The organism is Wolbachia endosymbiont (group A) of Sphaerophoria taeniata, assembly GCF_947250735.1.
Classification (GTDB): Bacteria; Pseudomonadota; Alphaproteobacteria; order Rickettsiales; family Anaplasmataceae; genus Wolbachia.
This window is the reverse complement of record NZ_OX366344.1, coordinates 581,125-599,390: the sequence shown is the minus strand read 5'-3', so window position 1 is coordinate 599,390 and position 18,266 is coordinate 581,125. Positions and strand designations below refer to the sequence as shown.

15 protein-coding genes and 2 pseudogenes are annotated in these 18,266 nt (G+C 34.6%); 8 read left to right on the top strand and 9 right to left on the bottom strand.

Features of this window, described 5'->3' with window-relative positions:
* Window position 1: 1 nt before the first annotated feature.
* From OOK84_RS03025 to pyrF, 4 genes are all read left to right on the top strand, one after another.
* Entirely contained in the window at window positions 2-898 is an 897-nt protein-coding gene (locus OOK84_RS03025) for a coiled-coil domain-containing protein (RefSeq protein ID WP_264732435.1), read from the top strand.
* An 82-nt stretch (window positions 899-980) separates the two neighbouring features.
* Window positions 981-1,775 carry a hypothetical protein gene (locus tag OOK84_RS03020; protein WP_264732433.1) on the top strand — a complete coding sequence of 265 codons (795 nt, stop codon included), beginning with the start codon at window positions 981-983 and terminating at the stop codon, window positions 1,773-1,775.
* Between the two features lie 161 nt (window positions 1,776-1,936).
* Complete coding sequence (locus OOK84_RS03015) at window positions 1,937-2,341, top strand: hypothetical protein (RefSeq protein ID WP_264732431.1); 405 nt, start codon at window positions 1,937-1,939, stop codon at window positions 2,339-2,341.
* 36 nt (window positions 2,342-2,377) lie between these two features.
* A complete protein-coding gene (gene pyrF / locus OOK84_RS03010) occupies window positions 2,378-3,046 on the top strand; it encodes an orotidine-5'-phosphate decarboxylase (protein ID WP_264732429.1) in 669 nt (222 codons plus the stop codon).
* 229 nt (window positions 3,047-3,275) lie between these two features.
* Here pyrF and OOK84_RS03005 read toward each other — a convergent pair whose 3' ends face one another.
* A complete protein-coding gene (locus tag OOK84_RS03005; RefSeq protein WP_264732427.1) occupies window positions 3,276-3,473 on the bottom strand; it encodes a hypothetical protein in 198 nt (65 codons plus the stop codon).
* Window positions 3,474-3,513: 40 nt separating this feature from the next.
* On the opposite strand from OOK84_RS03005, the pseudogene OOK84_RS06855 reads away from it, so the two are divergent.
* The 3 genes and pseudogenes from OOK84_RS06855 (at window position 3,514) to OOK84_RS02985 (ending at window position 7,643) form a co-directional block, all read left to right on the top strand.
* Window positions 3,514-4,454 (top strand): annotated as a pseudogene (locus OOK84_RS06855) (IS5 family transposase).
* A gap of 298 nt (window positions 4,455-4,752) precedes the next feature.
* Window positions 4,753-6,084 (top strand): DNA recombination protein RmuC, encoded by a 1,332-nt coding sequence (locus OOK84_RS02990; protein WP_264732426.1) that lies wholly within the window; start codon window positions 4,753-4,755, stop codon window positions 6,082-6,084.
* A 156-nt stretch (window positions 6,085-6,240) separates the two neighbouring features.
* Window positions 6,241-7,643, top strand: a pseudogene (locus tag OOK84_RS02985) (hypothetical protein).
* 206 nt (window positions 7,644-7,849) lie between these two features.
* On the opposite strand, the gene pstB reads toward OOK84_RS02985, so the two are convergent.
* From pstB to OOK84_RS02940, 8 genes are all read right to left on the bottom strand, one after another.
* On the bottom strand, window positions 7,850-8,608 hold the full coding sequence (gene pstB, locus OOK84_RS02975) for a phosphate ABC transporter ATP-binding protein PstB (protein WP_253307333.1): 759 nt from the start codon (window positions 8,606-8,608) through the stop codon (window positions 7,850-7,852).
* A complete protein-coding gene (dapB, locus tag OOK84_RS02970) occupies window positions 8,605-9,390 on the bottom strand; it encodes a 4-hydroxy-tetrahydrodipicolinate reductase (protein WP_253307334.1) in 786 nt (261 codons plus the stop codon). Before dapB ends, pstB begins: the two co-directional genes overlap by 4 nt.
* Window positions 9,391-9,860: 470 nt before the next feature.
* Complete coding sequence (locus OOK84_RS02965) at window positions 9,861-10,778, bottom strand: Rpn family recombination-promoting nuclease/putative transposase (protein WP_264732418.1); 918 nt, start codon at window positions 10,776-10,778, stop codon at window positions 9,861-9,863.
* A gap of 342 nt (window positions 10,779-11,120) precedes the next feature.
* Window positions 11,121-12,137: a DNA polymerase III subunit delta gene (gene holA / locus OOK84_RS02960; RefSeq protein ID WP_264732416.1), complete on the bottom strand. Its 1,017-nt coding sequence runs from the start codon at window positions 12,135-12,137 to the stop codon at window positions 11,121-11,123.
* A 5-nt stretch (window positions 12,138-12,142) separates the two neighbouring features.
* Window positions 12,143-12,331: a hypothetical protein gene (locus tag OOK84_RS02955; protein WP_096618007.1), complete on the bottom strand. Its 189-nt coding sequence runs from the start codon at window positions 12,329-12,331 to the stop codon at window positions 12,143-12,145.
* A gap of 131 nt (window positions 12,332-12,462) precedes the next feature.
* Window positions 12,463-13,272, bottom strand: coding sequence for a metal ABC transporter permease (locus tag OOK84_RS02950; RefSeq protein ID WP_253307337.1), 810 nt, complete (start codon window positions 13,270-13,272; stop codon window positions 12,463-12,465).
* 1 nt (window position 13,273) lies between these two features.
* Window positions 13,274-13,630: an Mth938-like domain-containing protein gene (locus OOK84_RS02945; RefSeq protein ID WP_253307338.1), complete on the bottom strand. Its 357-nt coding sequence runs from the start codon at window positions 13,628-13,630 to the stop codon at window positions 13,274-13,276.
* Window positions 13,631-13,634: 4 nt separating this feature from the next.
* Window positions 13,635-14,501: a 4-(cytidine 5'-diphospho)-2-C-methyl-D-erythritol kinase gene (locus OOK84_RS02940; RefSeq protein ID WP_264732413.1), complete on the bottom strand. Its 867-nt coding sequence runs from the start codon at window positions 14,499-14,501 to the stop codon at window positions 13,635-13,637.
* An 81-nt stretch (window positions 14,502-14,582) separates the two neighbouring features.
* Between OOK84_RS02940 and OOK84_RS02935 the strand changes: the two genes are divergently transcribed.
* A complete protein-coding gene (locus tag OOK84_RS02935; protein WP_264732411.1) occupies window positions 14,583-17,948 on the top strand; it encodes a UvrD-helicase domain-containing protein in 3,366 nt (1,121 codons plus the stop codon).
* Window positions 17,949-18,266 lie beyond the last annotated feature (318 nt).

Here is an 18,266-nt window from a genome sequence, read left to right as displayed (position 1 = left end):
GATGATTAGTAATAATAAGAAAATAGAGGTTGAGAAAAATAAATTTGCTGAAAAAGAGCAAGAGTTAGAAAGCGTAAAACAACAATTTGAGAGTAAGGTACAAGAGTTAGAAAATAAAATAACTCTAGAAAAAGAAGCTAAAGAAGCTGCAAGCAAAGAAGTGGAGGAATTGAATAATCAACTAAATGAATTAACTCGAGAAAAGCAGGGTTTAGAAAGCGAAATTGAAAGGCTAAATGAGGAAATAGAGTGGTTAAAGAAACAGTTAGAATCACAAGAAGAACTATATGATGAATCAGGAGAAGAACTGTATGATGAATCAGAAGGAAAAGGGGGAGATGAAAATAAAAATGAGGAGTTAGAAAAAAAGATAACAAAAGAAATAGAGGATCTAAAGGCATCCCTCAATATGACAAGTAGAAATATTGGTTTACATAAACAAAACAAAAAGCACTCATCTGAAAATTCTAATATTGATAAAACTCTTTTTAATAAAGCTCTAAAAGCGGAAAAGAAGTTCAACGAAAATATTAACAAGTACGAGGAAACGCTAAGCATGCTGGAACGAATTTCATTACAAGAAAATGCAGTACAAGAAGCAACTAATTCACTGGAAATGATAAAGGATCTGAGTAGTAAACATTCATCAGAATTTGAAGGAACAGGTGAAAATAAGCTTGCTAATGGACTAACTTTCCCGAAACCACTTTCTCCTCGCACATCCACACCAAGAAGATATTCTAGAAAATCTCTATCTCCTAAAAAGGAAGATGAGGATGAGAATAAAGAAAATTCAGAGCAACTAAATCACGAAAATCCTAATACAAGTACCGGCAGCCCTAATTTATCGCTTTTTAGAGATGCAACAAATAATTCCTATCACACCTTAACGATGTAAGTGCAGGGACCTCCACAGATAAGAGAATCTTAACAAATATATACAAGACTGCTGAAGTTTTGTTCATGAGGGGAGGGGAGTAATGAGCAATTTGTTTAACAAAGCTAACACATTTTATTTTGTAGCTAGTTCCTTAGCTACTCTTACGTTACTTACATCTTTAGCGCTTACTGTAACTTCTAATGTGCCTCTTCCTCTAATTCTTGCTTTAGCTACATTATCTGTTTTGGTGCTTGCACTTTCGTATAAAATAATTAGTAATAATAAGAAACTGGAAGTTGAGAGAAATAAATTCGCTCAGAAAGAGCAAGAGTTAGAAAATAAAATAACTCTAGGAAAGGAAGCTGAAGAAGCTGCAAACAAAGAAGTGGAAAAATTAAAGAATCAATCACGTGAATTAACTCGAGAAAAGCAAAATTTAGACAAGAGAGCAAAAAAATTGGATCAGAAAGTAAATGAGTCAGAAGTTGAGAGAGAATCTCTTCTTGAAGAAAAAAAATCTTTAGAGAAAAGATTAGAAGCCAAAGCGAATCACATATTTGAAATAACAGACGAATTGAAAAAGATAACGAAGGAAAAAGATGAGCTTGGTAAGCAAGAAGAAGAATTACTTTATGAAATCACGCGTTTATGTGAACATTTACAAGAAAAAGAAGGTAATCTAGCTGAAAAAGAAAAACGCATAACGGAATTGAAAAGGAAAATAGACAATAATAAACATGCAGAATTAAAAAATGAAGAATTGCATAAGGAAATAGAAAAATTATCTAAAGAAAAAGAGAAATTAGATAAGGAAATAAACAAGTTATGTAAGGAAAAACATATATTATGTAAAAAAAAGAAGAATTACATAAAAGACAAGAAGAACTTTGTGTAGAATTAGATGAATTACAATATAGATTTAAAGAAATTAATCAGAAAAATAAAAACTTATCTCAAGAATTAAAAAGGAAATTTGAAGAGCTATATAAAGCAGATGATTTAATTAAAAATCAATCTTTTGAGTTAGATGGGATAAGAAAAGATTGTAATAACGAAGTGAAAAGTTTAAAAAATTTACTTTTGAAGCAAGACGCTCAAATAGAACAACTTGAAGAAGGTTTGTTGAGAAATGCAGAAGAAAAAAAGGGTTATTTACTGGAAATGTTAGAATCTGTGATAGACAAGGTAGAAAAATTGGTAAACGCTAATGAAGCGATCGGAGATCATAGTAGAAAAATAATATTACAGGAGACTCAAAAAATAAAGTTTATATTGAAGGAAATTATGCAATTTATGCCAGGTGAAGATTCTAGATGTGAATCACCATCAGAGGAAACGTTTGATTTTTTACTGGAAGATTCTGGATATAACAGTCGCTCATCCACCCCGATCAAATTGCCAAATTCACTATTGACAGAATCTTATGAACGTAGTCAGAGTGAAGGTATTTGCAAAACATAATAATTAGCTTTATTATAAAAAAAATTATGCAAGATAATGAACCCAATAATATGCGCACTGGATACACAAGACTTAAATAAGGCTATTTCTCTAGCTAATGCCTTACGTAATAAAGTTGGCATGGTAAAGCTGGGATTAGAATTTTTTGCTGCTCATGGTCTCTCTGGAGTGCAAGAAGTTGCAAAATGCAATGTACCAATTTTTTTAGATCTGAAATTGTATGATATTCCGAGCACTGTAGCTAAAACAGTTGAAGTAATAAAAGTTCTAAGTGTTGAAATGTTAACTCTGCACATCAGTGGCGGAACAAAAATGCTTGAAGAAGCGCTAAGTGTATTGCAAGGCACAAAAATAAAGCTGATTGGAGTGACAGTGCTAACTAGTATGAGCAATGAGGATTTAAACGAGCTTGGAGTAGCAAGAGAGGCAAAATCACAGGTAATTTTGCTTGCAAAACTTGCAAAAAAGATTGGACTCTATGGAATAGTCTGCTCTGCACTAGAAGCTCAAGAAGTGCGCCGAGAATGCGGTGAAGACTTTAAAATTATTACTCCAGGAATTCGTATAGATCCAGGTCATGACGACCAAAAAAGAACAGCAACACCAAGAGAAGCAATAAATTTAGGAGCTGATTATATCGTCATTGGCAGACCCATTACAAAAACTGCAAGTAGTGCAGAATTAATATTGAAATCCCTTATCTAATCGAAGCAGATAAAAAAAAGTTTGAAGCAGATAAAAAAAGTGCTTGACATAAAAAAACGAACATTATATATTGTTGTTATCTTTTGTTTTACCTCGCTTAATTTAATTACTGGATTAAGCTTACATCACTAAGCGTGGTACAAAGTGCCACGCTATTTTCCGATTTACATTTTCAACAGATAAACAAATGATGTCATGCCAGTGTCTGGGAACATAACTGTACGAATATTCATTTTTGAAGATAAATTGCACAACAGATGATGTCATTCCAGTCTGGAATCCAGAAATTTTGCTTATAACTGAGCTGATGAGCTAAAGGTAGTTGTCTTACGCTAAAACAAACGTTTTTAATTAAGTTGCATAGAAGCTGGATCCCAGTGGGCTTTGTTGCATCGCTCAAGTGAAAAGAACTGGCAGTTACTGACAAAATTCATTATAAATAGCCATTTAACTGTTGAAGAAAAAATATGCCACAAAAAATGAGAGTCAGTAACTGCCATGAATATAACAAATTTCTCCAAGAAAGAGGAAGCATTTTTTGTTATATCAATGACGCCATAGAAAATTGGTACGAGAATTGTCCAAAAATGCAGGGCGGCAACTATATTTATAGTGATAAAGTTGTGATTTTGGTGCATATAATCGTCAGTTTCTTTAGAATTGGTTTAAGACAAACAGTCGGGTTTATAAAAGGGTATTTGCAACAAATAGGAAGAGATTTGGCAGTTATCAGCTATTCACAAGCATCAAAAGAAACTTAATATTAAGATAAATGATTGCAGAATTGATAAAAATAATATGGAAGATATCGAAATTGCTATAGACAGTACAGGAATTAGTATATACAACAACACACAGCAAGGAAAATAGCACTGACAGAAAATATCGTGGCTATGAGCAAACGAGAAAATTGCACGTAATGTTGAATATAAACAACAAAAAAGCCATAGCTGTAAAATACAGTAACGGTGTCTACTCTGATCACTATGGAGCTTGTGATTTGCTAAAAGAAGTTGATTTTCAGCATGCCATAAAAGTACTATATGCAGATAGGGCATGTGATAGGCACAAGTTTTATAAGTTGTGTAACGAATATGATATAAAGACAAAAATTCCACCAATAAACAATGCGGCAGAACATCCAGAAATAGATTATATGTCTGACAGGAATGCTGCTATTAGGTTAATAAAATTATACGGTGAAGATGGCATGAAAGAATGGAAAAAAGAAGTAAATTATGGGAAAAGATCTTATATTGAAGGGTTTTTCTCAAGATTAAAGCAAATATTCGGATTTAGTTTTAGGAATAAATCTGAGATAAATCGAGAAAAAGAACTGCTAATCAAATGCTATTTGCTTAATAAATTCACTGATATTGGTATGGCTAAATTTGAGATAGTTACATGAATTTACCATAAATCACCATCTCATAAAGTGTGATGCAACAAAGCCATCCCAGTGTCAAGCACTGGGATGACACCCTCCTGGTAGACAATGTTCATACATCTGTGGGCTTGACCATAAGATCCAGTCTAAAAAATTTGGATCCCAGTGTCACGCACTGGGATGACATCAGCGGTTAATATTTTATATACATTTTATAACTAAACTAGACATTCGTACAGTTGTGTGCGGTATGACGTCGTTACTTATAGCTATACACACAAAAATCATATAGAATTGTAAACGCAGTTTTTTTATTCTGATGCTTTTCAATTCTATAGCTCTGGTTGTCTCTCTATTACTATTTTTCTACATTATTGTAAAAAAACTGAGCGAAAAGAAAGCAAACCTTGAGGGTAATTTATGTAAATTAGAGCAAGAACTTCAAGAAACAAAGCAAACTTTACTTACAAAGAATGAAGAAATAGTTGATTTAAGGGTCAAAAGAGCAGAGCTTGAAGTAACTCTGCAAAAAGAACGTGAGGAAAAGAAAAAGGAAATAGAATTACTAACAAAAGCAGAGGAGAGATTAACAAACACTTTTAAAGCGCTCTCTCTTGATGCTTTGCAGACAAATAACAATAATTTTCTGAACTTAGCAAAGGAAGTAATTGATAGTAAATTAAAAGAAACAGAAAGCGATTTCAAAAAAAGACAAGCAACGATCAACGAAGTTGTAACGCCAATAAAAGAAAAATTAGAAAAATTCGATAATGAAATACGTGAGCTAGAAAAGGAGAGGGTAGGGGCCTATGAAGGTTTAAAGGAGCAAATTGGAGCGCTGATGAACCAAACTTCTAGCCTTGCTAATGCCTTGAGAAAGCCCCACATTAGAGGAAAATGGGGTGAAATGCAGTTAAAGAGAGTGGTAGAAATGGCAGGAATGATTGAATATTGCGATTTTTTTACTCAGCAGTCAGTGGTTGATAAAAACGAGGATAATTTATTGCGTCCTGATTTAATAATCAAAATGCCATCTGGAAAGCAAATAATAATAGATGCTAAAGTGCCGCTTGATTCTTACATGGATGCTATATCACAAAATGATTTGCAAATACAAAAGGAGAAATTAAAGAATCATTCCCTGGCAATAAAAAAACACATAAATGACTTGGGTAAAAAAGAGTATTGGAATCAATTTGAAAATACGCCAGAACTTGTGGTGCTTTTCTTAACAGGGGAGGGGGTTTTTAGCGCAGCACTGGAATATGAGCCTGCTTTGATAGAGATTGGAGTGGAAAAAAAAGTGATCATTGCAACACCGATCACTCTAATTGCGTTGCTGAGAGCAATAGCATATGGATGGAAGCAAGAAATGATAGCTGAAAATGCAAAGAAAATCAGTGAACTAGGTCATATTTTATATGAGCGCATTTGCACAATGGGCGAAAACTTTGATAATTTGCGCAGGAGCTTAAAAAGTGCTGTCGATCATTATAATAAAACTGCTGGTTCGCTTGAAGCAAGGGTGTTTCCTGCTGCCCGAGAATTCAATAAGCTTGGTATACATGCAAAAAATAAAAACTTAAGTACTGCAAAGGAATTAGAGTCCTTACCGCGCAGTTTACATACTGGGGAATTGAAAGTAGATTAGACTTCTATTGCACTAGCAAACAAAGAAAGTATTGTTTGTGGCGGAAAATTATTACTTAAATATTTCTCACTCAAGTTTCATTTTATTAACATATTAAGAAAAATTGACTTTTTGTCTAAAATAATATAAAATAAAATAATAGTTGGTGAGGTAAAAATGTCAGTATCAAAAGAGCGTAAGGAATATTTACTAGAAAAGTTTAAATATGCTGCCAAAGAATTTGGCAAATCTGGTACAAAGTCCAATCATAAAACAGTACCAAAAGAACAGCAACTCTCTATTGATTTAGGTAACAAAAAAGTTTTTGGTATTATAAACAGAATTTTACACTGGATAGAAAGTAAATTTACATATTTTTTTCCACGCTATAATTTATTTTCAGAAGTTGGAGTTAAAGGAAGAAAAATTCCTAGAACTAATACAAAGGTTAAGTATTTTAACTCTGATGAACAGTTTGATCAAAGCAAATTTATTGGTGAGGAAGATGGGGAACTAAGGTTATACGACTTAGAAGGCAAGCTATATGATACAACTGATAAAATTAGTAAGGGTAAAAAAGGTTGTGTAGCTTATGTGATCACGCTTGATGGCAGATTGGTAACTCATGAACATATTAATGTTAATAAAAACGAGTGGGCTTATCGTCATTCAACTCTTGCAGGTGGTAGGCCAGTTTTATGTTCTGGTTTAATAAAAGTGGTAAATGGTAAAATAACTTATATAGACAATAATAGTGGGCATTATAAACCAGAATCAGCAAACTTATACAATGCAGTGAAAAAATTAGAAGGTCTATTTTCGAAAGATGCAAAAGTTGTCTGCTTACCATATTGGGTTGGCTTGCAAAAACAAATTCCGTTTATACGCAAAATTATTCCAGCTAAACAAGAGCCAGCAGAGGAATTCTTGAAAAGGATGGAGAAAAAAGGAAAAGATGGATTGACTCAATATGAAAGACATTTTAAAGGGGTAAAAGAATATAATGAACAGTATGAACAAAAGTTGCTTCTTGCAAGCTATAAGTCACCTACAAATGAACTGCCCTGCAAACCAACTATACATAAAAAACACAGGTTGAAATACTCTGAATATATTAACTTACACCTTAATTTTTTGAAAGAGTTCGATGAAAATCCCAAAGTGCAAAAATGGCAATAGAGCACTCAATAAGAAGGATTATTGGAGCAAATTATGGCCATAAACCTACAGTTGCGCTTGCTAAGGCACAGATAGCTAAAGATGGAAAGTTGCAAGAAACGGACGAAATAGTAGGTATAAATGTAACCTTTCACCATGAGAACGATTGTAATAGCTTTGCTAAATTTCTGGATCTCAAAAAGCATAGCTATAATTGCACATCTCATCTGAAGGACAAAGAAATTGATGAGCTTCTTAAATATACATATGACGAAAAAGATAGAGCCACTATAGAAAAATTAATGCCCAATAAACATACAGTTTTTATGAGTACAGACCAGGCTGATAAGTTTATAAAGGACACTTTACAAATTGAAATAGACAGTGTTGAACAATTGGGTATCCGTTTAGTGGAGCGTTAAAACAGATAAACAAAGCAAGACAAAAAGGTAATCAGAGAGTAAATGTGAGAGAACTCTGCAAAAATTTACAGTAAAAAATAGAAAAGTTAGAAGCAAAAAGAATGAAGTGGTATTTTTTGAATGATCCAACCGCTACCATGCTGAATGACAAATACGGCATACGGATACATTTTTTAAAGTAGCCAAGCTACTTTGATGACAGAAACCTAATGATCCAGGATATACTCCTTTGTTAAGGGAGATTGAGCATTTTCGAATATTTCTTGAGTGCTTCCAGACTCAACAATTCTGCCATTATGAAAGAAAATTACACTATCAGATAACTTTTTAGCTTGCTTCATTGAATGAGTTACCATAATTATAGTAAACCTTAATTTCAGCTCTTGTATAAGATTTTCGATTGCATTGGTTGCCATTGGATCAAGAGCGGAGCACGGTTCATCCATTAATAAAATAGTTGGCTTCACTGCAATTGCGCGAGCGATGCATAGCCTCTGTTGTTGGCCACCGGATAAATCGAGTGCACTATCTTGCAATCTGTCTTTTAATTCTTCCCATAAGCCAACTTTAGTTAAACTATTTTCCACCATCTCATTCAATTTTTGCTTATCCTTCACCATACCATGCAGTTTTGGCCCATAAGCAACATTGTCATATATTGATTTTGGAAAAGGATTTGGCTTTTGAAATACCATGCCAACTTTTGCTCTGAGTAGCACAACATCCATATCGCGTGAATATATATCACCCAGCCCATCGATATCTAATTCACCAACAGTTTTGCATCCAGGTACATAGTCATTCATACGATTAAAACAACGCAAAAATGTTGATTTACCGCACCCGGATGGTCCGATAAAAGTAGTAACTTTTCTTTTATAAATATTCAAATTTATATCGAATAAAACTTGCTTAGAGCCATACCAGAGATTTAAATCTTTAACAGAGGCACGTGTATTGCTCATATCACATCCTGCATTGAATAGAGCCCCGGAATTTCTCTTTTATTTTCATATAGCCATACTGCTGCTTGAACAGCTCCTCTAGCAAATGTTGTGCGATCAATTGCTTTGTGGTTTAGTTCTATCCGTTCATCAGAATTAACAAACATCACGCTGTGATCTCCTATTACTCCACCTCCACGAGATACTGCAAAACCTATTCCCCCCTTTTTTCTTATGTTTGAACCACTATGTAAATATTGATTGGACTGAAAATCCACTTTTGAAGCGTTAGCAATTGTTTTGCCAAGTTCTATAGCTGTTCCAGATGGTGAATCCTTTTTTAAGTTATGATGCATTTCCCAAATCTCAACGTCATATTCATTACCTAAAAGCTCAGCAGCTTTTTTTACCAATTTCAGCAACACATTAACCCCAACACTCATATTTGCTGACCATAATATTGGAACTTCAGCAGCATATTCTTTCAAATCGACACCTTCTATTCCAGTTGTGCCACTAACCAGCGGTGTTTTAAATTTTACAGCTGCTTTAAGGCAGTCTAACATACATTCTTTAGTTGTAAAATCTATTACAACGTCGGATAACTCAAATATGCCACTAATAGAACTTGTAACCTTGATTCCTAGATTGGCTATAATTGGTCCAATATCTGAATCTATGTACTTACTGCCTGAACGGGCAACAGCACCTGCTATTTCCACTTCGGCATTTGTAATTAATTCATTGAGTATTTTCTTGCCCATTCTGCCTAAGCAGCCTATTACTCCAACTCTGATTTTCATAAAGCTTTTTACGTTTATTAAGAATGTTATGCCTTTTTTTAAGCTCTGTCACTTCTGATCTATATTCTATAGCTGACCCAAGCAACACGTCATGCCGTTGCGGATAGATTCCGCTAACTAGTAGCGGAATGACGATTGTCGGTGAACCTAAGTTACTTTAGCTATAGCTGACCCAAGCAACACGTCATACCGCCGCGGCGCTAACTAGTAGCGGAATGACGGTTTTTCAAATTGTCGGTAAATCTAAGTCAGTTTAGCTATATATGACTCATTTCTTTACTGTAACTTAACAAGAACTGGTGTGTAGCTAATAGTTATTGACAATAAGGGTAATTAACTTTGATAAGAATCTTTTCTGTGTTCAATTGAAGTCTATATGTTCTGGAATATCTATATAGTAAATTATGCGGTAATCGTAGACTACGCTGCCCACTTAAATTATGCCACAAAGGTTTTCCAAGTGTAACCGTTCACAGATTTCCACTTAATTCTTCAATCTCACTAATAGAAAGGCCAGTAAACTTGACAATAGTGTTGACATCAACATTATTAGCCAGCATTGCTTTTGCGACTTCAATTTTCCCTTCAATTTTCCCTTCAATTTTCCCTTCAATTTTTCCTTCCTCTTTACCAATTTTTTTACCTTTCTCTTCAGCAAGATCAAGTCTGTATTCAAGAATGGCTTCTTCTTTCCGTAGATCCATTATTCTCTCTTCGTAAGCTACTAAATCTTTTTCGTTCCAACGAAACTTGTCTAATTCATCATATGCTAGCTTTATTATTGGCGCTTTTTCTGCTATCTCTTTTAAGTCCTCTTCTGTTGTTTCTTCTGCGTATTTAAAAAAGAAACACCACCTTTCTACTATACTTTCTAACTGCTCTACTTTACTTTTTGAAAATTTGGGCAATTCTATAAAGATAAATTGAAAATCTTTTAAGTAATGGCCGTTAGTTTTTATATCACGTATATTGTGAGTAGAAATATAATCAACTTCTTCAGGAAGTAAGTTACAATTTGATATAGCAATAAAGAAGACTTTCTTTAAATCAATGTAGTTGCCAGATTTATCTAATTGTCTTGAGTAGGCTTTAGCGGCATATAATTGAGCGCGTTTTTCGAAGCCCTTGTCTCTAGCGAGCTGCATTTCTGCTATATATCTATTTCCGTGAGAATCCTTGCAGAGAACATCAACAATACTTTGTTTATCAGAGGCAACTTCGGGATCCATAATAGTGCTAAGAAACTCAACTTCTTGTATTGCATTTATCTCAGTAAACCCTAAAATATCGTTCAAAAAGTGGATCAGGATATTCTTATTTTTTTCCGTTCCAAAGATTTTTTTGAAACACAAATCATTGCGAGGATCGAGAAATTTTGAAAGAGCCATGGCAAAAATGCTTGAAAATATTAATAATTATACACTATTATTAACAATTATTCAACCATATTTTTGAAGATAGCTATAGCTATGCTGCCGCGGTATCTCTTAGCATAGATCCCGCTAACAAGTAGCGGGATGACGAGGTTATCGTCATGCCGCCTCGAACCGTCATACCGCCGCGGCGCTAACTAGTAGCGGAATGACGGTTTTTCAAATTGTCGGTAAATCTAAGTCAGTTTAGCTATAGGCAGCAATTTTCTGTATTTATTTTAAATTGAAGAAAGCTCAAATGAAAGATCATGTTTTGCTAAAAATCACAGAATGCAGTCTGGTTACACCTTATCTTTGTTAGCTATAGCAAGTAATTGTATTTGTAATATGACAAATCACCTGCTGAAAAATCATTTTATGATCTAAATCAGTTTTTTTACAGGTAACTTCTAAGCTTATCAATTCTTCCAAAATCTTTTTAAGTTCTGAAAGTTGCAAACTTTTCAAATGAGATTTAAAGCTCTGCAATTGTTTAAAAAACAATGGAGGGCTTAGCTGATCAATCGCATCCTGCTCACTCATTCCACCTTGCACTGACAGCAAAACGTTTTCAAGGCGTAGGAAATAATTTGATATAATGCGAATTAGCGCTATCGGTGAAAAATTTTCTTGCGATATCAACGCATCAGAAATTCTAATGAAGCGCGACATATCTTTACTTGCTATGGCAGAGCATAGATCATCAAGTGTAGCATAGTCGTTGCCGGAAGTTGAAAAGCATAATTCTATATCAGTAAGTTTTAGGTCTTTTCTCTCCCCTAAGTACAAAACTAACTTCTCAAGTTCTGAACATATAGGCAGCTTGCTATGATTAAAGTAAGATTGCAAATGGTAGATTATCTCATTTGTGCATTTTATATCATTTTGTTTTAAGTAACTTGATATAATGTCATAAAGATTGCTGTTGCTGTCCTTATAGCAAGCAATCACACCAAAAATTTTTGAACTCTCCATATAACTTTTAGTCGCAGAATTATATGGAAGATCACTTGCTACCATCATTACATAGTGACCACTTGCGTTATAATCCAATACGTTTTTTAACTCTTTGGATATACCTCCACTCACATTTATCAGCTTAATTAATTTTTTGCTGGTAAACATCGAAATGTTTGCCAATTCAGAAAACAGTAAACCGGGTGACTTGTTCACTATTGCAAAATCCATCACCTGAACTGAATACTCATCCAAATTGGCAATTATTTCTTGTACATAAAAACCAACCCTACTGTTATCACTTCCATGAATTAACACACCACTTAAAGCATCAGGTTTCTCTAGGAATTTTTTAACTTTGGATGGTATGACCCTCATGCCATCTATATGATATCATTCTCATTTGATTGTACATGAGTATCCAAAGACTCTGAGTTTTCTTGCGCAATATTGTGCACATCATCTGCCGTACTCTGCACATTATCCGACTCTTCTGTTTTTCCTGTAATATAATTATAAAATTTTTTCACAGGTTGAGATATATATTTGGAAAAAAATCCTTCTTCGCTCATATTGCTTACTCCATAAAATTAACAGCTTATCATTAGCACATAAACAATAATATAGCAAAGACTATTTTGTGCTAAGATAGTGATGTTTTATAATGAGTATATTACAAAATTATTAACATTCGAGACTAAAATCAAGCCAACCTGCTTAATACTAACCTTATAAAATAAGCGATAATTAAATATACGGCTGCAACAAGTATAATTGCAGGTCCAGTTAACAAATCAAAACTTGCAGATAACATCAGACCTGATATCCCAGAAATCACAGAAAAAACTGTTGCAACAATAATCATCTGCATTGGAGTTTTCGAAATGAGCCTTGCAGATGCTGCTGGTATTAGCAAAAATGCAGCAATGAGTAATATTCCTATTAATTGGGCAGCAATTGCTATAAATATAGCAAGAGTGATTAAAAATTCTAGTCTAACAAAATTAACATTAATCTTTTCAACTACTGCTAAATCTTGATTAATTGAAATCATTAACCAATAACGCCATCTAAATATTAATATCAAAGTAACTATTACAGAGATTAAAAAAATCAATATTATATCACTTTGATCGAGCGTTAATATATCACCAAACAGTGAGCTAATAATACTATTATTGCCCGATGGAAGAAAAGACATAAGTATTAAACTCGATGATAAAACTACATTGGTAACAATGTTCAATATCGTATCAGCAGAATATAATCTGTTAAAATTAAGAGAAAGTAGTATAGCAAATGTAATTGCAATGAGCATTATGCTAAGCGATGGGCTAATCTTAAAGATTAAAGCAAGTGCAACACCAAGCAACGAAGAATGGGACAAACTATCACCAAGATAAGATAACCTTTGCCATATCATAAACGATCCTAAAGCGCCTGTTACTAGGCTAATTACGACTACTGCAACTAGACTATTAATGAAAAAGTCCTGGGTAAACATTTCAAGCATGCTATATGGCTATTAGATAACTGACAACAAATCTATCTTCGGATATTAAAACGTTATGGGTTCTGCATGCTGCACCGGTTGTCATAAATTCAAAATTTAAACCTTTTTGTTCCATAAGATAGGACTTCACTGAAGAACTTGGTATATTGCGTGTTTTACCAGTACCTATTATCAAAATTTCTATTTCCTCTGTTAAAAAAGATTTAAAATGTTCCTTGCTATTTATATCACTTTCTTTCAATTTAATCACCTTTTCAGGAAAAACTATAATTGAGCCGCAATATTCTCTATTATTCACCAAAAATTTTCCTTCCCTGTAACCATTTATAAGATTTTTATTCTCGGAAATTAAGGGCATAAAGTCAAACTATTAATTGAGTGTCACATACCCACCATTCTGGTTGCTTTTCTCTGATATTAACTGCAGCAGCTTTTGCATTTTCCTCACTATCGAATATTCCAAAGCATGATACACCACTGCCTGACATGCGAGAAAGTATAGAGCCTTCTTGTGACTCAAGTGTTGATATCACATCCTGAATTTCAGGTACAAGACTTACTGCTATCTCTTGAAGATCGTTTCTCGTCTCTTTAAGAAGCTTCAACAAATCCTTTTCAGCGTCATCGCTCCATTTAATTGGCTCAGAAAATTCTCCTTCATGTTTGGAAAATACCTCTAGTGTGCTCAAAAACTTTTTTTTCGGCTTCACCAGTACTATATTTGTGGGTAGAGAGAATTTTTTTATGGGACACAACTCTTCACCAATACCTCTAACAAAAACTGGCTTGCTATCTATACTCGCAGGAACATCAGCACCAACGCTTAAAGCTATTTCATTTAAAATCGTCCTATCAATCTTCCACAGCTTCCCTAGTATGCGTACCACAGCTCCAGCATCTGAGGAGCCACTGCCTAAACCCGCAGCAATTGGTATATTTTTCACAACCTTTACAATGACTTTAGTTCGCGCAGGAGCATATCTAAGCAATAGATTAACTGCTCTCATTACGGTGTTGTACCTGTTATTAATTCTAAGTTCGGAATTTACAAATTCAACTGTAGAGTTATCGTATCTAGAATCCTTCTCACCTACTTTTATTTCCAAAAAATTAGAGAGATTAGCAAAGACAAATAAACCTTCAATCAAGTGATATCCTGTTTCCTTCTTATTTATAACATGCAAAAAAAGATTGATTTTTGCAGGCGCCTTTACACAAAAACTTTTCATTATATATCTTCACTAAGATTATTTTTACATTATATGTATAATGCTATTTTAGTCAACTTCTATAAGGTTTTCGCACTTCTGATGAGATCAAATGCCATAAATCCCAATTTCTCTGTATGGGTAAATGCGTCCGCTGGTACAGGCAAAACAAAAATCTTAATAGACAGAGTATTGAGACTTTTATTAGAAAACAAAAGAAATATTCTCTGCTTAACGTTCACCAATGCTGCAGCAAACGAGATGGAGAATCGCATTCACAGCATACTCAGTAAGTGGGCAATATGCTCAGAAAGTGAATTAATAATGGATCTGGAACAACTAGACCTATTGCAAATCAGAAAAAAAGAAACCTGGATCCCAGTGTCGATCACTGGGATGACAAAAGAAGGTGAAATACTTGATCGTCACTTAACAAGAGCAAGAAGGCTTTTCTCTGAATTGGAAAATCTTGGTCTAACTATACAAACCATACACGCTTTCTGTTACAAACTAATTTCCAACTTTCCCATAGAAGCTGGCATCGCCCCAAATTGTACGCTGAGTGAATGTAAAGAATTACATTCCATCATATTCAATAAAGTGCTTCATAACGAAACTGTGCAGGATGATATCAATCTTATTGCGGCTGAATTTGATGAAAATAAGCTACGCGATTTGCTTTATACTTTATGTATAAAAAGATCGATATCAGAAAATGATTCAGAATATATCAAAGATAAACTCAGTGCTCCAGATGAAATTCATGACTTACAGAGTGAAACGACTGAGCACATAAAAAGATTAGCCGAGATATTAAGTGAAGGCAGTAAAAGAGATCAGAGTTATAGTGAAATACTTTATTCTACTGTCATCCCAGTGCTTGACACTGGGATCCAGAAGAAAAGAAGTGTAGATTCCAGCGTCACGCGCTGGAATGACACCAAAATAGAAAACCTAGCCAAGGTATTTCTCAAATCAGAATCGCACGAAAAAAAGAGCATATCATCCATTGCAACAAAAAGTACTTTAGAAAAATTTAGAGATGCAGAGCAAATAATAGAGAGCGTTCAGAATGTAGTGTTTACTCATATAAAAGACATGAACTCTTATCAAATATTCAAGAGAACCAGTAGCTTACTTAGTATATTTAAAGTATATGTTGATCTATACAGTAGCGAAAAATCAAAAAACGCACTGCTTGACTACAATGATATAATTGGCTTAGCAACAAATCTTCTCAGCAATCCAAACTACAAAGATTGGATATTGTTTAACTTGGATCAAAAAATAGATCACATCCTTGTTGACGAGGCACAAGACAATAGCATCAGTCAGTGGAAAATTATAACAAATCTCTGCGATGAATTTTTTGCCGGTAATGATGAAAAGCGAACCTTATTTGTAGTTGGTGACGTAAAACAATCCATATACAGATTTCAAGGAGCAAATCCCCATCTATTCAACTACATGCAACAATACTTTCATACGAAAACTGGTGGCAGAGATTGGATATCATGCCAACTTGAAAAGTCATTTCGTTCAACTCCAGAAGTTTTAATGCTTGTAGATAGAATATTTAACAACTTCCGCGCAGAAATATCTTTTGTTGATAATGAAATAAAACATGTTCCACATAGAGAAAATGATCAAGGATATATTGAAATTTGGCCAGCGTTACCAAAGTGTAAAGAGAAAGAACAGCGAGCTTTACAAATTCCTCTGACATGCAGGGAAAATTATATAATAACAGATCGATTACTTGCTCAAACAATAGCCAACAGAATTCACAATTGGTTAAACGAAGGGCGGATTTTAGTCGCTAAAGATCGCCATATAGAGCCAAGGGATATTGTGATTCTGGTACGGCAACGAAACGTGTTAGTTGATTACATAATAAGCGAACTTAAAAAAGCAAACGTGCCAGTTGTAGGCCGAGATTATTTTAGAATTATGGACTATATAGCCGTGCAGGACTTAATAGCTTTGGCCGAATTTTTACTCCTCCAGGCAAATGATCTAGCTCTTGCAAATGCTTTAAAATCACCGTTATTCAATTTTACCGAGGATGATTTATTTAACATTGCATATGACCGTAAAGAGCATTCACTATGGGAAAGAATTCAGGATTATTCTGTGGTTATCTATAGTGAATTAAACTATCTCATTAACTTATCTCGCATAGAGTCTCCTCTTGCACTATTTACACATATATTGCGTACAGGTAAGAAGAAATTTGCTGCAAGGCTAGGTCTTGAGTGCTTCGAGGTTCTAGACGAATTTATGAACCTTGTGTTGCAATTTGAAAACCCATCTCTTCAAGCGTTTGTTCAGTGGATCAAGGAGAATAACCCGGAGATTAAGAATGATATGCAATCAGAACGCAATGCTGTGCGAATAATGACAATTCACAAATCAAAAGGTCTGCAAGCTCCCATAGTATTTTTGGTTGATACAAACACAGTGCCAAGAAACAGTGAAAGCATTATCTTTGATGGAACGGAAGTGCCATTTTGGTGTGGAAAAAACAATAACGCTTATTGTGATCAAGTAAAAAGAGAGAAAAAACTAGAGGATTATAACGAATATTTGCGTTTATTATACGTAGCACTCACACGTGCTGAAGATGAGTTATACATCTTAAGTAAAGAGCCAGTGCAAAAGGGCTCTTGGTATGATCTAATCACTCAGTATGGAGAACCATATGAAAAGAAACAAGCATACTTACAGCCAATATTTAAAGAAAAAGTTGAAGTGCTATGTGTGAACGCAAACTACCCTTACATTTATAAAAAACGTGATTATTTTGACGTTCCAGTCATTTCGCTTCCGCCAAACCTATCAATGTCATTCCAGTGCTTGACACTGGAATCCAGTAAAAAAGAAGGAGAACCAGCATCAGCTACTCACTCTCCGGTGTCATTCCAGCACTCTCTTTCGTCATTCCAGCGCGTGACGCTGGAATCTAATTTCTGGATCCCAGTGTCAGAGCACTGGGATGACAAAAAAAGGAGCACTGGGATGATAGATGGTTATACAAGAGGTCTGATAATTCACAGCATATTACAATATATGCCCAAGATAGAAAAAGAAAGGAGAAAAAACTGGGTCAGAAAATATCTTGACAATATAAACACCAGTGAAGATAAGGATGAAATTTACAGTAAAATATTGGCCTTTAATGAAAGATATGGCTATTTGTTTGACTTAGAAGGCAAATCAGAGATTACACTGAGTGGAATAATCGATGGCGAACCAGTATTAGTACGACTAGATAGGCTATGCATAACGCAAGATAAAGCGATCATAATTGACTATAAATCACACCGTAACGTTTCTGTTTCCTTATTAAATGAAGTAAAAAAGCAAATGCTGACCTATAAAACCTTAGTACAAGAAATATATCCAAACAAGCAAGTAGAGTGTGTGGTTATTTGGGTGGAAGATTTAACTCTGCAATCTGACTTTTGATGAAACTTGATTACAAGAAATAGCTACTACGTCATACCCCTCGGTATCTCTTAGCATAGATCCCTTACTTAACCGTCATACCGCGATTCATTCGCGGTATCTCATCAGCTAACAAGCAGCGGGATGACAGCAGTCCTACGTCATACTGCTGCGGATAGATCCCGCTAACAAGTAGCGGGATGACGAATTAATTAACTGTCATGCCGCCGCGAACCGTCATGCCACCACGAACCGTCATACCGCGATTCATTCGCGGTATCTCATCAGCTAACAAGCAGCGGGATGACAGCAGTCCTACGTCATACCGCTGCGGATAGA

Excerpts from the sequence above, each read along its gene's own strand:
- OOK84_RS03020 (WP_264732433.1), top strand. The coding sequence starts at position 981 with ATGAGCAATTTGTTTAACAAAGCTAACACATTTTATTTTGTAGCTAGT.
- OOK84_RS02990 (WP_264732426.1), top strand. The coding sequence starts at position 4,753 with ATGCTTTTCAATTCTATAGCTCTGGTTGTCTCTCTATTACTATTTTTC.
- OOK84_RS02955 (WP_096618007.1), bottom strand. The coding sequence starts at position 12,331 with ATGAGCGAAGAAGGATTTTTTTCCAAATATATATCTCAACCTGTGAAA.
- pyrF (WP_264732429.1), top strand. The coding sequence starts at position 2,378 with ATGAACCCAATAATATGCGCACTGGATACACAAGACTTAAATAAGGCT.
- OOK84_RS02940 (WP_264732413.1), bottom strand. The coding sequence starts at position 14,501 with ATGAAAAGTTTTTGTGTAAAGGCGCCTGCAAAAATCAATCTTTTTTTG.
- dapB (WP_253307334.1), bottom strand. The coding sequence starts at position 9,390 with ATGAAAATCAGAGTTGGAGTAATAGGCTGCTTAGGCAGAATGGGCAAG.
- pstB (WP_253307333.1), bottom strand. The coding sequence starts at position 8,608 with ATGAGCAATACACGTGCCTCTGTTAAAGATTTAAATCTCTGGTATGGC.
- OOK84_RS03025 (WP_264732435.1), top strand. The coding sequence starts at position 2 with ATGATTAGTAATAATAAGAAAATAGAGGTTGAGAAAAATAAATTTGCT.
- holA (WP_264732416.1), bottom strand. The coding sequence starts at position 12,137 with ATGAGGGTCATACCATCCAAAGTTAAAAAATTCCTAGAGAAACCTGAT.
- OOK84_RS02965 (WP_264732418.1), bottom strand. The coding sequence starts at position 10,778 with ATGGCTCTTTCAAAATTTCTCGATCCTCGCAATGATTTGTGTTTCAAA.
- OOK84_RS02950 (WP_253307337.1), bottom strand. The coding sequence starts at position 13,272 with ATGCTTGAAATGTTTACCCAGGACTTTTTCATTAATAGTCTAGTTGCA.
- OOK84_RS02945 (WP_253307338.1), bottom strand. The coding sequence starts at position 13,630 with ATGCCCTTAATTTCCGAGAATAAAAATCTTATAAATGGTTACAGGGAA.
- OOK84_RS02935 (WP_264732411.1), top strand. The coding sequence starts at position 14,583 with ATGAGATCAAATGCCATAAATCCCAATTTCTCTGTATGGGTAAATGCG.